Source organism: Enterobacter cloacae complex sp. SHL001 (assembly GCF_049236825.1).
GTDB classification, from domain to species: Bacteria; Pseudomonadota; Gammaproteobacteria; order Enterobacterales; family Enterobacteriaceae; genus Enterobacter; species Enterobacter hormaechei_C.
Map to the genome: position 1 here is coordinate 845,180 of NZ_JBMKIP010000001.1, position 13,038 is coordinate 858,217.

Genomic DNA, 13,038 nt, shown 5'->3' on the forward strand with positions numbered 1-13,038 from the left:
CGATTGTCGGGAAGCATGGACAGACTATACGTTGAGTGGTCGTTCCCCACTCAGCGCAAAAATTGAGCTTCTCACCAATCTTCGAGGGTAGCGCTGCTACCCTTTTTTTTCTGGAGTTTACTATGTCAATTGACTGGAACTGGGGCATCTTTCTGCAACAAGCCCCGTTCGGCAACACCACCTATCTCGGCTGGCTGTGGAGCGGCTTTCAGGTTACCGTTGCGTTATCGATAACGGCGTGGATTATCGCGTTTCTTGTCGGTTCGCTGTTCGGTATTCTGCGTACCGTCCCTAACCGTTTTCTCTCTTCGATTGGCACGCTCTATGTGGAACTGTTCCGTAACGTTCCGCTGATCGTGCAGTTCTTTACCTGGTATCTGGTGATCCCGGAACTGCTGCCGGAAGATCTCGGCATGTGGTTTAAGGCCGAGCTGGATCCTAACGTACAATTTTTTGTCTCCTCTATGCTGTGTCTGGGGCTGTTCACCGCTGCGCGCGTCTGCGAGCAGGTACGTGCCGCCATACAGTCACTGCCGCGCGGGCAAAAGAATGCGGCACTGGCAATGGGCCTGACTCTGCCCCAGGCCTACCGTTATGTACTGCTGCCTAACGCTTACCGCGTCATCGTTCCGCCGATGACGTCCGAGATGATGAACCTGGTAAAAAACTCGGCCATCGCCTCAACCATCGGTCTGGTGGATATGGCGGCGCAGGCGGGCAAACTGCTGGATTACTCCGCTCACGCCTGGGAATCCTTCACGGCGATCACGCTCGCCTATGTTCTGATTAACGCTTTCATCATGCTGGTGATGAACCTGGTTGAACGCAAAGTACGCCTGCCGGGCAATCTGGGGGGCAAATAAATGTACGATTTTGACTGGAGTTCCATTGTTCCCTCCATGCCCTATCTGCTGGATGGACTGGCAATCACCTTAAAGATCACCGTTATCGCCATTATCGTCGGTATCGTCTGGGGCACCCTGCTGGCAGTGATGCGCCTGTCGAGCTTTAAGCCGCTCGCCTGGTTTGCCACGGCTTACGTTAACGTATTCCGCTCCATTCCACTGGTCATGGTGCTGCTGTGGTTTTATCTGATTGTTCCCGGCTTTTTACAGAACGTACTGGGACTGTCGCCAAAGACCGATATCCGCCTGATCTCTGCCATGGTGGCGTTTTCCATGTTTGAAGCCGCCTACTACTCAGAGATCATCCGCGCAGGTATTCAGAGTATCTCTCGCGGGCAGTCCAGCGCTGCGCTGGCGCTCGGTATGACGCACTGGCAGTCCATGAAGCTCATTATTTTGCCGCAGGCGTTTCGCGCCATGGTTCCGCTGCTGCTGACGCAGGGCATCGTCCTGTTCCAGGATACCTCCCTGGTCTACGTGCTGAGTCTGGCAGACTTCTTCCGTACCGCCTCCACCATTGGCGAACGTGACGGAACGCAGGTTGAGATGATCCTCTTCGCGGGCGGGGTCTATTTTGTGATTAGTTTAAGCGCATCGCTGTTGGTCAGCTGGCTGAAGAAAAGGACGGTATAATGATTTCCCTGAAAAATGTTTCTAAATGGTATGGGCACTTTCAGGTGCTGACCGACTGCTCAACAGAAGTAAAAAAAGGCGATGTGGTAGTGGTATGCGGCCCGTCCGGTTCCGGTAAGTCCACGCTTATCAAAACCGTTAATGGGCTGGAACCTGTCCAGCAGGGCGAGATTGTCGTTAACGGCACCAAAGTAAATGACAGGAAAACCAACCTTGCCCAGCTTCGCTCCCACGTAGGGATGGTGTTCCAGCATTTTGAGCTGTTCCCTCACCTGTCCATCATTGAGAACCTGACGCTGGCGCAGGTCAAAGTGCTGAAGCGCGACAAAAAAGCGGCGCGCGAAAAGGGGCTGAAGCTGCTGGAACGCGTCGGGCTGTCTGCGCATGCGAATAAGTTCCCGGCCCAGCTTTCGGGCGGCCAACAGCAGCGTGTGGCAATCGCGCGTGCGCTGTGCATGGATCCGGTGGCAATGCTGTTTGATGAGCCGACGTCCGCGCTCGACCCTGAGATGATCAACGAAGTGCTGGACGTCATGGTGGAGCTGGCGCACGAAGGGATGACCATGATGGTGGTGACGCACGAAATGGGCTTCGCCCGTAAAGTGGCCAACCGCGTGATCTTCATGGATGAAGGGAAAATTGTTGAAGACTCACCAAAAGAAGAGTTCTTCGCAAATCCTAAATCTGAACGTGCAAAAGACTTCCTCGCCAAAATCCTGCATTAATCTTTTTAGTGCGCAATCTGCGGATTGCGCACTGCTTCACGCTTTAGATCTCTTTTTCTATTCGGCGTCACATCGCAGCGTTAACCTTGTCACAAATAATGCTGAGAGTGGAGAACGCTATGGCACAGCCAATTATTCTCGACTGCGATCCGGGTCATGATGACGCGATCGCACTCGTCCTTGCTCTTGCTTCCCCTGAACTGGACGTAAAAGCTGTCACCTCCTCCGCCGGGAACCAGACGCCGGATAAAACCTTACGAAACGTGTTGCGCATGTTGACGCTGCTGAAACGCACCGATATTCCGGTCGCAGGTGGCGCCGTTAAGCCACTGATGCGCGAGCTGATCATTGCGGATAATGTTCACGGTGAAAGTGGGCTGGATGGCCCGGCGCTACCGGAGCCGAATTTCGCACCGCAAAACTGCACTGCCGTCGAGCTCATGGCGAAGGTGCTGCGTGAGAGCGCAGAGCCCGTGACGCTGGTGGCGACCGGCCCGCAGACCAACGTTGCGCTGCTGCTGAACAGCCATCCTGAACTGCACAGCAACATCGCCTGTATCGTCATCATGGGCGGGGCAATGGGGCTGGGGAACTGGACGCCAGCAGCAGAGTTCAACATCTTCGTTGACCCGGAAGCCGCGGAAATCGTCTTCCAGTCGGGCCTGCCGATTGTGATGGCGGGGCTGGACGTGACGCATCGGGCACAGATTATGACAGACGATATTGAACGCTTCCGCGCCGTGGGCAACCCGGTTGCAACGACCGTGGCCGAGCTGCTCGACTTCTTTATGGAGTATCACAAAGCCGAGAAATGGGGCTTCCACGGCGCCCCGCTGCATGACCCATGCACCATCGCCTGGCTGCTGAAGCCGGAAATGTTTACCACGGTCGAGCGTTGGGTTGGTGTGGAAACACAGGGGAAATATACCCAGGGAATGACGGTGGTGGACTATTACTCGCTGACGGGAAACAAGCCGAATACCACGGTGATGGTGGATATCGATCGGGAAGCGTTTGTGGATTTGCTGGCGGAGCGGCTGGCTTATTATTCTGCGGCCTGATGCCCTCACCCCGCCCCTCTCCCACAGGGAGAGGGTGCAAACAGTTTTGCTTTTACCTACGGCTCAAATGGCCGACGCTGGAACTGGTCGTGCCCGCACTTCGGACACAGCGACAGCACCTCCGGCGTATAAACGGCGATATGATGGTGGCACTTCTCACACACCAGGTTCCCCAACCCCACTACTTCGCCGCTGTGATAGACACCGTGGTGGTTTAAATCCTGAAACACCTCACGCCATTCCAGCTGAGTTTTATCGGTAATATCCGCCAGCTCCTGCCACAGGCTCTCTTTGATGACCCGCATAAAAACGCTGTCGGCGATCTCGTCCTGGCTCTCTTCATAGCTTCGCGCGAACTCCTCCAGGTCACGGCGCACGGCGCGCGTCACCTCTTCCACTTCGGTTCGCGTTAACTCACCCGTTTGCGTCACGCGTGCGCGTGCCTGTTCGACCAGCGCGTCGATATCACGCTCGCCGTTACGCAGCCGTTCCGTCAGAGTCGCTACCAGTTCACGGTAAAATTGAGCAACCTTGTTCATCATTTTGCCTCCCGGGTAAGTAACTGTCTCTAATAATAGACCTTATTTCGCCGCCGCTTTGTCAGGTGAAGCACAGACCCGGTAAATTCCTGCAAAGTGCATTTGCGTGAAAGGCTGTTTTGACGCGGGCGTTTGGGCTATGCTATGCGGATCTGAATTACCACATCCATTGGCTACATTTGTAGCTGTATTGAACACAGGACCACTGGCTGCCATGCAAGAGCAATACCGCCCGGAAGAGATAGAATCAAAAGTCCAGCAACACTGGGACGAGAAGCGCACCTTTGAAGTAACCGAAGACGAGAGCAAAGAGAAGTATTACTGCCTGTCGATGCTTCCCTATCCTTCTGGTCGACTACACATGGGCCACGTGCGTAACTACACCATCGGTGACGTGATTGCGCGCTACCAGCGTATGCTGGGCAAAAACGTTCTTCAGCCTATCGGCTGGGATGCGTTCGGCCTGCCTGCTGAAGGCGCGGCGGTGAAAAACAACACGGCACCGGCTCCGTGGACGTACGACAACATTGCGTACATGAAAAACCAGCTGAAAATGCTGGGCTTTGGCTATGACTGGAGTCGCGAGCTGGCAACCTGTACCCCGGAATACTACCGCTGGGAGCAGAAATTCTTTACCGAGCTGTATAAAAAAGGCCTGGTGTACAAGAAGACCTCTGCCGTTAACTGGTGCCCGAATGACCAGACCGTTCTCGCGAACGAGCAGGTTATCGACGGCTGCTGCTGGCGCTGCGACACCAAAGTAGAGCGTAAAGAGATCCCGCAGTGGTTTATCAAAATCACCGCCTACGCTGACGAACTGCTGAACGATCTGGATAATCTGGACCACTGGCCAGATACCGTTAAGACCATGCAGCGCAACTGGATCGGCCGTTCCGAAGGTGTGGAAATTACCTTCAACGTTGAGAACTACGACCAGACCCTGACCGTCTATACCACCCGTCCGGACACCTTCATGGGCGCGACCTACCTGGCCGTGGCCGCAGGTCACCCGCTGGCGCAGAAAGCGGCAGAAAACAATCCGGAACTGGCGACCTTCATCGACGAATGCCGCAATACTAAAGTGGCCGAAGCCGACATGGCGACGATGGAGAAAAAAGGCGTTGATACCGGCTTTAAAGCCATTCACCCGCTGACGGGCGAAGCGATCCCTGTCTGGGCAGCCAACTTCGTACTGATGGAATACGGCACAGGCGCAGTGATGGCCGTGCCGGGTCACGACCAGCGCGACTACGAATTTGCCACCAAATACGGCCTGACCATCAAGCCTGTTATTCTTGCCGCTGACGGCTCTGAGCCCGATCTCTCTGAGCAAGCGCTGACTGAAAAAGGCACCCTGTTTAACTCCGGTGAGTTCAGCGGCCTGAGCTTCGAAGAAGGCTTCAACGCCATCGCCGACAAGCTGGCCTCCCTGGGCGTGGGCGAGCGTAAAGTGAACTACCGTCTGCGCGACTGGGGCGTTTCCCGTCAGCGTTACTGGGGTGCGCCAATCCCAATGGTGACTCTGGAAGATGGCACCGTGATGCCAACGCCGGAAGATCAGCTGCCGGTGATCCTGCCGGAAGACGTGGTCATGGACGGCATCACCAGCCCGATCAAAGCCGATCCTGAGTGGGCGAAAACCACCGTCAACGGTCAGCCAGCGCTGCGTGAAACCGACACCTTCGACACCTTTATGGAATCCTCCTGGTACTATGCGCGCTACACCTGCCCGCAGTACAAAGAAGGCATGCTGGATTCCGATGCAGCAAACTACTGGCTGCCGGTAGACATCTACATCGGTGGCATTGAACACGCCATCATGCACCTGCTCTACTTCCGCTTCTTCCACAAACTGATGCGTGACGCAGGCCTCGTCAACTCCGACGAGCCGGCAAAACAGCTGCTGTGTCAGGGTATGGTGCTGGCAGATGCATTCTACTACGTTGGCGCGAACGGCGAGCGTAACTGGGTTTCTCCGGTTGATGCGATTGTGGAGCGCGACGAGAAAGGCCGTATCGTGAAGGCGAAAGACGCCGAAGGTCATGAACTGGTGTATACCGGCATGAGCAAGATGTCCAAGTCGAAAAATAACGGTATCGACCCGCAGGTAATGGTTGAGCGTTACGGCGCTGACACCGTGCGTCTGTTCATGATGTTCGCCTCCCCGGCAGATATGACGCTGGAATGGCAGGAATCTGGCGTTGAAGGGGCAAACCGCTTCCTGAAACGCGTCTGGAAAATGGTGTACGAGCACACCTCTCAGGGTGATGCGCCAGCGCTGAACGTGGCTGCACTGAGCGAAGATCAGCAGGCGCTGCGTCGTGATGTTCATAAAACCATTGCGAAAGTCACCGATGATATTGGTCGTCGTCAGACCTTCAATACCGCAATTGCGGCTATTATGGAACTGATGAACAAGCTGGCGAAAGCCCCGCAGGACGGCGAGCAGGATCGCGCCTTAATGCGTGAAGCGCTGCTGGCGGTCGTTCGCATGCTTAACCCGTTCACGCCGCACGTTAGCTTCACCCTGTGGCAGGAGCTGAAAGGCGAAGGCGATATCGACAACGCGCCGTGGCCAGTGGCGGATGAATCCGCTATGGTGGAAAACACCACGCTGGTGGTGGTGCAGGTTAACGGTAAAGTGCGCGGTAAAATTACCGTCGCGGTCGACGCAACCGAAGAACAGGTTCGCGAGCGCGCAGGCCAGGAGCATCTGGTCGCGAAATACCTTGAGGGCGTTACCGTACGTAAAGTGATCTACGTACCGGGTAAACTGCTGAATCTGGTCGTTGGCTAAGCGCGGGAGGAAACGTGCGACAACTGGCAACAATACTCTTATCTCTGGCGGTGCTGGTCACCGCTGGCTGTGGCTGGCACCTGCGCAACACCACGGCAGTGCCTGCTCAGATGAAAACGATGATCTTCGACTCATCCGATCCGAACGGACCGCTAAGCCGGGCCATTCGTAACCAGCTGCGTTTGAACGATGTTGAGCTGATCGAGAAGGGAACCCTGCGTCAGGATGTTCCTTCGCTTCGCGTCCTGAAATCAACGCTGTCACAAGATACGGCCTCGATCTTCCAGGATGGGCGAACGGCGGAATATCAGATGGTGCTTACCGTTGATGCGGCCGTCTTGATGCCAGGTAAAGATATTTACCCTATCAATACCAAAGTCTACCGCTCGTTCTTCGATAACCCGCAGACGGCGCTGGCAAAAGACGCCGAACAGCAGATTATCATCAAAGAGATGTACGATAAGGCCGCGGAACAGCTGATCCGCAGACTGCCTGCCATTGCCGCGTCGACGAAAAAAGGCGCTGACGTCATCGAAACACCGGATGCCAGCACGCCGGATATGCCAACGTCTCTGGGTAACTGATGATCAGGTTGTATCCTGAACAACTCCGCGCGCAGCTCAACGAAGGGCTGCGCGCGGCCTATCTGCTACTCGGCAATGACCCCCTGTTACTTCAGGAAAGCCTTGATGCGGTTCGCCATGCGGCAGCCGCGCAGGGTTTCGATGAACATCATACGTTCCAGATCGATAACAGTACCGACTGGAACGCTATCTTCTCGCTTTGTCAGGCCATGAGCCTGTTTGCCTCTCGTCAGACAATCCAGATCCTGCTGCCGGAGAATGGTCCTAACGCTGCCATCAATGAACAGCTGGCTATGCTGGTGAGTTTGTTACACGGCGATCTGCTGCTTATCGTACGCGGCAACAAACTCACAAAAGCGCAGGAAAACGCGGTCTGGTTTACCCGGCTAGCCCCCAGTGCGGTGCTGGTCACCTGCCAGACGCCAGAGCAGGCGCATCTGCCAAAATGGGTTGCCGCGCGAGCAAAGCAGCACAATTTGCAGCTGGATGAGGCCGCCAGTCAGCTCCTGTGCTACTGCTACGAAGGCAACCTTCTGGCACTGGCGCAGGCGCTGGACAGGCTCGCCCTGCTGTGGCCCGATGGTAAGCTGACGCTGCCGCGCGTGGAACAGGCGGTGAATGATGCCGCGCACTTTACCCCCTTCCACTGGGTTGATGCGCTGCTGTCGGCGAAAAGTAAGCGTGCTCTGCACATCCTGCAACAGCTGCGCCTGGAAGGGAGTGAGCCGGTCATCCTGCTCCGTACGCTCCAGCGCGAATTACTGCTGCTGAACAACCTTAAACGCCAGTCAGCACACACGCCCCTGCGCGCCTTATTCGACAAACATCGCGTCTGGCAAAACCGTCGGGCGATGACCACGGAGGCGATAAACCGCCTGAGCCAGGAGCAGTTGCGTCAGGCAGTACAACTTCTGATGCGCGCCGAACTGACGTTAAAACAGGATTACGGCCAGTCTGTCTGGGCGGAGCTGGAGAGCCTCTCTTTGCTGCTCTGCCATAAGGCGCTGGCAGACGTATTTATCGATGGGTGATATGCATTCTTTACAGGCAATGTATGGCGGGACCTTCGACCCGGTACACTATGGGCATCTTAAGCCGGTAGAAATCCTCGCGAATTTGATTGGGTTGCAGCGGGTAATCATCATGCCCAACAATGTTCCGCCGCACCGTCCTCAGCCAGAAGCAACCAGCGAGCAGCGTAAAGCGATGCTCGCACTGGCTATCGCCGATAAGCCTCTCTTCACGCTGGATGAGCGTGAACTGCGCAGGGATACCCCTTCCTGGACATCGCAAACGCTGCGGGAGTGGCGCGCTGAGCAAGGGCCCATGAAACCGCTGGCGTTTATCATCGGCCAGGATTCCTTGCTCAACTTTCCCAGCTGGTACCAGTACGAAACCATTCTGGAAAACAGTCATCTGCTGGTCTGCCGCCGTCCGGGCTACCCGCTGAACATGCGCGACGCACAGCATCAGCAGTGGCTTGACGCGCATCTGACGGACAATATAGAAGACCTGCACAGTCTCCCCGCCGGGAAAATTTATCTCGCTGAAACGCCGTGGTTTGATATTTCCGCAACCCTCATCCGCGAGCGTCTCCAGCAGGGTTTAGACTGTGACGATCTCCTCCCCTCGCCCGTGCTGGCCTATATCCACGCACACGGTCTGTATCAGAAAAGTACAGATGTCTGAGCATCGCCGGCGAAATTGTCCGTTAATGATTATCCTGCCTTGACAGGCTAAGCCATACTGATATCCTCCGCTGCCAGACTTTCCCGCCGATCGCTGCTTTACAGAAATTGTTTTACAAAAATGGCGATGCAATATCAGGCGGAGGGTGGGATGATACCCGCCTTCAAAAGCCGGGCGGTGACATTTGTCCCGCGACTGGCGTCAGTTCAGGTATACTGACTGACCACGAATTCATAGTTGTACAATCTCATACACCCAGGGGGAAAACTTGCAGGGTAAAGCACTCCAGGATTTTGTTATCGACAAAATTGATGACCTGAAAGGTCAGGACATCATCGCTATCGACGTTAAGGGTAAATCCAGCATCACCGACTGCATGATCATCTGCACCGGGACCTCAACTCGTCACGTTGTTTCGATTGCTGACCATGTTGTTCAGGAATCGCGCGCGGCAGGGCTGCTTCCGCTGGGCGTTGAAGGTGAAGCGACCGCTGACTGGGTGGTTGTCGATCTCGGCGATGTGATTGTCCACGTCATGCAGGAAGAGAGCCGTCGCCTGTATGAGCTGGAAAAACTCTGGGGTTAATGCGTGAAGTTGCAACTGGTCGCCGTCGGCACCAAAATGCCGGACTGGGTACAAACCGGTTTTACTGAGTATCTGCGTCGTTTCCCAAAAGATATGCCGTTCGAACTGGTGGAGATCCCAGCAGGAAAGCGCGGCAAGAACGCAGATATCAAACGTATTCTCGATAAAGAGGGAGAGCTGATGCTGGCTGCCGCAGGCAAAAACCGCATCGTGACCCTCGATATCCCGGGCAAACCCTGGGATACGCCGCAGCTGGCGCACGAACTGGAGCGCTGGAAGCAGGATGGTCGGGACGTCAGTCTGTTGATTGGCGGACCAGAGGGGTTATCTCCCGCCTGCAAAGCGGCAGCAGAACAAAGTTGGTCACTCTCGGCGCTGACGCTGCCCCACCCGCTTGTACGGGTTCTCGTGGCAGAAAGTTTGTATCGCGCATGGAGCATCACTACCAACCACCCTTATCACCGCGAGTAATGACTGACCAGGGTAATTTAAGCAGCGGATGAAACTACAGAATTCTTTTCGCGACTATACGGCTGAGTCCGCGCTGTTTGTGCGCCGGGCGCTGGTCGCCTTTACGGGGATTTTGCTGCTTACCGGCGTGCTGATCGCCAACCTCTATAATCTGCAAATTGTCCGCTATACCGATTACCAGACCCGCTCAAACGAAAACCGTATCAAGCTGGTGCCCATCGCGCCCAGCCGCGGCATTATCTACGATCGTAACGGCACGCCGCTGGCGCTTAATCGCACCATCTACCAGATAGAGATGATGCCCGAGAAAGTGGATAACGTGCAGGATACGCTGAACGCGCTGAGAAGCGTTGTCGACCTGACTGATGACGATATCGCTGCGTTCAAAAAAGAGCGCGCACGTTCTCACCGCTTCACCTCCATTCCGGTAAAAACCAACCTGACGGAAGTGCAGGTCGCCCGTTTTGCCGTTAACCAGTACCGTTTCCCCGGTGTGGAAGTCAAAGGCTATAAACGCCGCTACTATCCTTACGGCTCCGCGCTGACGCACGTCATTGGTTACGTCTCCAAAATCAACGATAAAGACGTCGAACGCCTTGATAAAGACGGCAAGCTGGCTAACTACGCCGCAACCCATGATATTGGCAAGCTGGGGATCGAACGTTATTACGAAGACGTGCTGCACGGTCAGACCGGGTATGAAGAGGTTGAAGTTAACAACCGTGGCCGCGTGATCCGTCAGCTGAAAGAGGTTCCCCCGCAGGCGGGGCATGACGTCTATCTGACGCTCGACCTGAAGCTACAGCAGTATATCGAGACGCTGCTGGCGGGTAGCCGTGCTGCGGTTATTGTGACCGACCCGCGTACCGGCGGTATTCTGGCGATGGTTTCGATGCCAAGCTACGATCCGAACCTCTTCGTGGATGGCATCTCCAGCAAGGATTACTCCGGCCTGCTCAACGATCCAAACACGCCGCTGGTGAATCGCGCGACACAGGGGGTTTATCCTCCAGCTTCAACGGTTAAACCGTATGTCGCCGTGTCTGCGCTGAGCGCGGGCGTCATCACCCGCAATACCAGTCTGTTTGACCCCGGCTGGTGGCAGTTGCCTGGCTCTGAGAAACGCTACCGCGACTGGAAAAAATGGGGCCACGGCCATCTGAACGTGACCAAATCACTGGAGGAGTCGGCGGATACCTTCTTCTATCAGGTTGCCTACGACATGGGTATTGACCGTCTGTCTGAATGGATGAGCAAATTCGGCTACGGGCATTACACCGGCATAGATTTGGCGGAAGAGCGTTCCGGCAACATGCCAACCCGCGAATGGAAGCTGAAGCGCTTTAAAAAACCCTGGTATCAGGGTGACACCATTCCGGTGGGGATCGGCCAGGGCTACTGGACGGCAACGCCGCTGCAAATGAACAAGGCGATGATGATCCTCATTAACGATGGCGTTGTGAAAGTGCCGCACCTGCTGCAAAGCACCGTTGAAGACGGCAAAAAAGTGCCATGGATACAGCCGCACGAGCCGCCGGTGGGTGACATTCATTCCGGATACTGGGAAATCGCGAAAGACGGCATGTACGGTGTAGCCAACCGTCCTAACGGGACGGCGCACAAATATTTCGCTGGCGCGCCGTATAAGGTTGCCGCGAAATCAGGTACGGCTCAGGTTTTCGGTCTGAAAGCGAATGAAACTTATAACGCACATAAAATTGCCGAACGTCTGCGTGACCACAAGCTCATGACGGCGTTTGCCCCTTATGATAACCCGCAGGTTGCGGTGGCGATGATTCTTGAGAACGGCGGCGCAGGCCCGGCGGTGGGTACCATCATGCGTCAAATCCTCGACCACATCATGCTGGGTGACAACAACACCGAACTGCCAGCTGAAAACCCGGCAGCCGCTGCGGCGGAGGACCAATAATCATGACGGATAATCCGAATAAAAAATCGCTGTGGGACAAGATCCACATCGACCCTGCCATGCTGCTGATCCTGCTGGCTCTGCTGGTCTATAGCGCCCTCGTTATCTGGAGCGCCAGCGGCCAGGATATCGGCATGATGGAGCGTAAAATCGGCCAGATCGCCATGGGTCTGGTCATTATGGTGGTGATGGCGCAAATACCGCCGCGCGTGTACGAGGGCTGGGCGCCCTATCTCTATATTTTCTGTATCATTTTGTTGGTGGCAGTAGATGCTTTCGGTGCCATCTCGAAGGGCGCACAGCGCTGGCTGGATCTGGGGATTGTTCGCTTCCAGCCGTCGGAAATCGCCAAAATCGCCGTCCCGCTGATGGTGGCGCGCTTTATTAACCGCGACGTCTGCCCGCCGTCGTTGAAAAATACCGCCATTGCGCTGGTGCTGATTTTCCTGCCGACGCTGCTCGTGGCCGCACAGCCGGACCTCGGGACTTCAATTCTTATCGCCCTATCCGGCCTGTTCGTCCTGTTCCTGTCCGGCCTGAGCTGGCGTCTGATCGGTATCGCCGTGGTGCTGGTTGCCGCCTTTATCCCCATCCTCTGGTTCTTCCTGATGCATGATTACCAGCGTCAGCGCGTTATGATGCTGCTCGATCCCGAGACCGATCCGCTGGGCGCAGGCTATCATATTATTCAGTCGAAGATTGCGATTGGCTCCGGAGGCCTGCGTGGTAAAGGCTGGCTGCACGGTACGCAGTCGCAGCTCGAATTTTTACCGGAACGCCACACCGACTTTATCTTTGCCGTTCTGGCTGAGGAGTTAGGGCTGGTTGGCATCCTGGTGCTGCTTGCACTCTACGTGCTGCTGATCATGCGAGGTTTGTGGATTGCCGCGCGCGCGCAAACCACCTTTGGTCGCGTGATGGCAGGCGGATTAATGTTGATTTTGTTCGTTTATGTCTTCGTAAATATTGGTATGGTGAGTGGTATTCTGCCGGTTGTTGGCGTACCGCTGCCGCTGGTGAGTTACGGGGGCTCGGCACTGATCGTGTTGATGGCCGGGTTTGGTATCGTCATGTCGATCCATACCCACAGGAAAATGTTGTCCAAAAGCGTATAAAAA

13 protein-coding genes are annotated in these 13,038 nt (G+C 55.5%); 12 read left to right on the plus strand and 1 reads right to left on the minus strand.

Features of this window, described 5'->3' with window-relative positions:
* Nucleotides 1-122: 122 nt before the first annotated feature.
* From gltJ to rihA, 4 genes are all read left to right on the plus strand, one after another.
* Complete coding sequence (gene gltJ / locus ACOTYH_RS04160; RefSeq protein WP_015571133.1) at nt 123-863, plus strand: glutamate/aspartate ABC transporter permease GltJ; 741 nt, start codon at nt 123-125, stop codon at nt 861-863.
* Nucleotides 864-1,538 carry a glutamate/aspartate ABC transporter permease GltK gene (gltK, locus tag ACOTYH_RS04165; RefSeq protein WP_003858686.1) on the plus strand — a complete coding sequence of 225 codons (675 nt, stop codon included), beginning with the start codon at nt 864-866 and terminating at the stop codon, nt 1,536-1,538. It abuts the gene before it with no gap.
* Nucleotides 1,538-2,263 (plus strand): amino acid ABC transporter ATP-binding protein, encoded by a 726-nt coding sequence (locus ACOTYH_RS04170; RefSeq protein ID WP_017382465.1) that lies wholly within the window; start codon nt 1,538-1,540, stop codon nt 2,261-2,263. The genes gltK and ACOTYH_RS04170 overlap by 1 nt, the downstream gene beginning before the upstream one ends.
* A 119-nt stretch (nt 2,264-2,382) precedes the next feature.
* Nucleotides 2,383-3,324 carry a pyrimidine-specific ribonucleoside hydrolase RihA gene (gene rihA, locus ACOTYH_RS04175; protein ID WP_045349826.1) on the plus strand — a complete coding sequence of 314 codons (942 nt, stop codon included), beginning with the start codon at nt 2,383-2,385 and terminating at the stop codon, nt 3,322-3,324.
* Nucleotides 3,325-3,380: 56 nt separating this feature from the next.
* Here the strand turns inward: rihA and ACOTYH_RS04180 are convergent, their stop codons facing one another.
* Nucleotides 3,381-3,863: a zinc ribbon-containing protein gene (locus ACOTYH_RS04180; protein ID WP_003858689.1), complete on the minus strand. Its 483-nt coding sequence runs from the start codon at nt 3,861-3,863 to the stop codon at nt 3,381-3,383.
* Between the two features lie 214 nt (nt 3,864-4,077).
* Here ACOTYH_RS04180 and leuS point away from each other — a divergent pair, with 214 nt between their 5' ends.
* From leuS to mrdB, 8 genes are all read left to right on the plus strand, one after another.
* Nucleotides 4,078-6,660: a leucine--tRNA ligase gene (gene leuS, locus ACOTYH_RS04185; RefSeq protein WP_421637567.1), complete on the plus strand. Its 2,583-nt coding sequence runs from the start codon at nt 4,078-4,080 to the stop codon at nt 6,658-6,660.
* A gap of 14 nt (nt 6,661-6,674) precedes the next feature.
* Nucleotides 6,675-7,244 carry an LPS assembly lipoprotein LptE gene (gene lptE, locus ACOTYH_RS04190; RefSeq protein ID WP_006809628.1) on the plus strand — a complete coding sequence of 190 codons (570 nt, stop codon included), beginning with the start codon at nt 6,675-6,677 and terminating at the stop codon, nt 7,242-7,244.
* On the plus strand, nt 7,244-8,275 hold the full coding sequence (holA, locus tag ACOTYH_RS04195; protein ID WP_349402237.1) for a DNA polymerase III subunit delta: 1,032 nt from the start codon (nt 7,244-7,246) through the stop codon (nt 8,273-8,275). The genes lptE and holA overlap by 1 nt, the downstream gene beginning before the upstream one ends.
* Complete coding sequence (gene nadD / locus ACOTYH_RS04200; RefSeq protein WP_033486409.1) at nt 8,268-8,933, plus strand: nicotinate-nucleotide adenylyltransferase; 666 nt, start codon at nt 8,268-8,270, stop codon at nt 8,931-8,933. Before holA ends, nadD begins: the two co-directional genes overlap by 8 nt.
* Before the next feature lie 268 nt (nt 8,934-9,201).
* Complete coding sequence (rsfS, locus tag ACOTYH_RS04205; protein WP_003858696.1) at nt 9,202-9,519, plus strand: ribosome silencing factor; 318 nt, start codon at nt 9,202-9,204, stop codon at nt 9,517-9,519.
* A 3-nt stretch (nt 9,520-9,522) separates the two neighbouring features.
* Entirely contained in the window at nt 9,523-9,990 is a 468-nt protein-coding gene (gene rlmH, locus ACOTYH_RS04210; protein ID WP_003858701.1) for a 23S rRNA (pseudouridine(1915)-N(3))-methyltransferase RlmH, read from the plus strand.
* A gap of 28 nt (nt 9,991-10,018) precedes the next feature.
* Nucleotides 10,019-11,920, plus strand: a complete 1,902-nt coding sequence (gene mrdA / locus ACOTYH_RS04215; protein WP_015571138.1) for a peptidoglycan DD-transpeptidase MrdA — start codon at nt 10,019-10,021, stop codon at nt 11,918-11,920.
* A gap of 2 nt (nt 11,921-11,922) precedes the next feature.
* Nucleotides 11,923-13,035, plus strand: a complete 1,113-nt coding sequence (mrdB, locus tag ACOTYH_RS04220) for a peptidoglycan glycosyltransferase MrdB (protein ID WP_015571139.1) — start codon at nt 11,923-11,925, stop codon at nt 13,033-13,035.
* Nucleotides 13,036-13,038 lie beyond the last annotated feature (3 nt).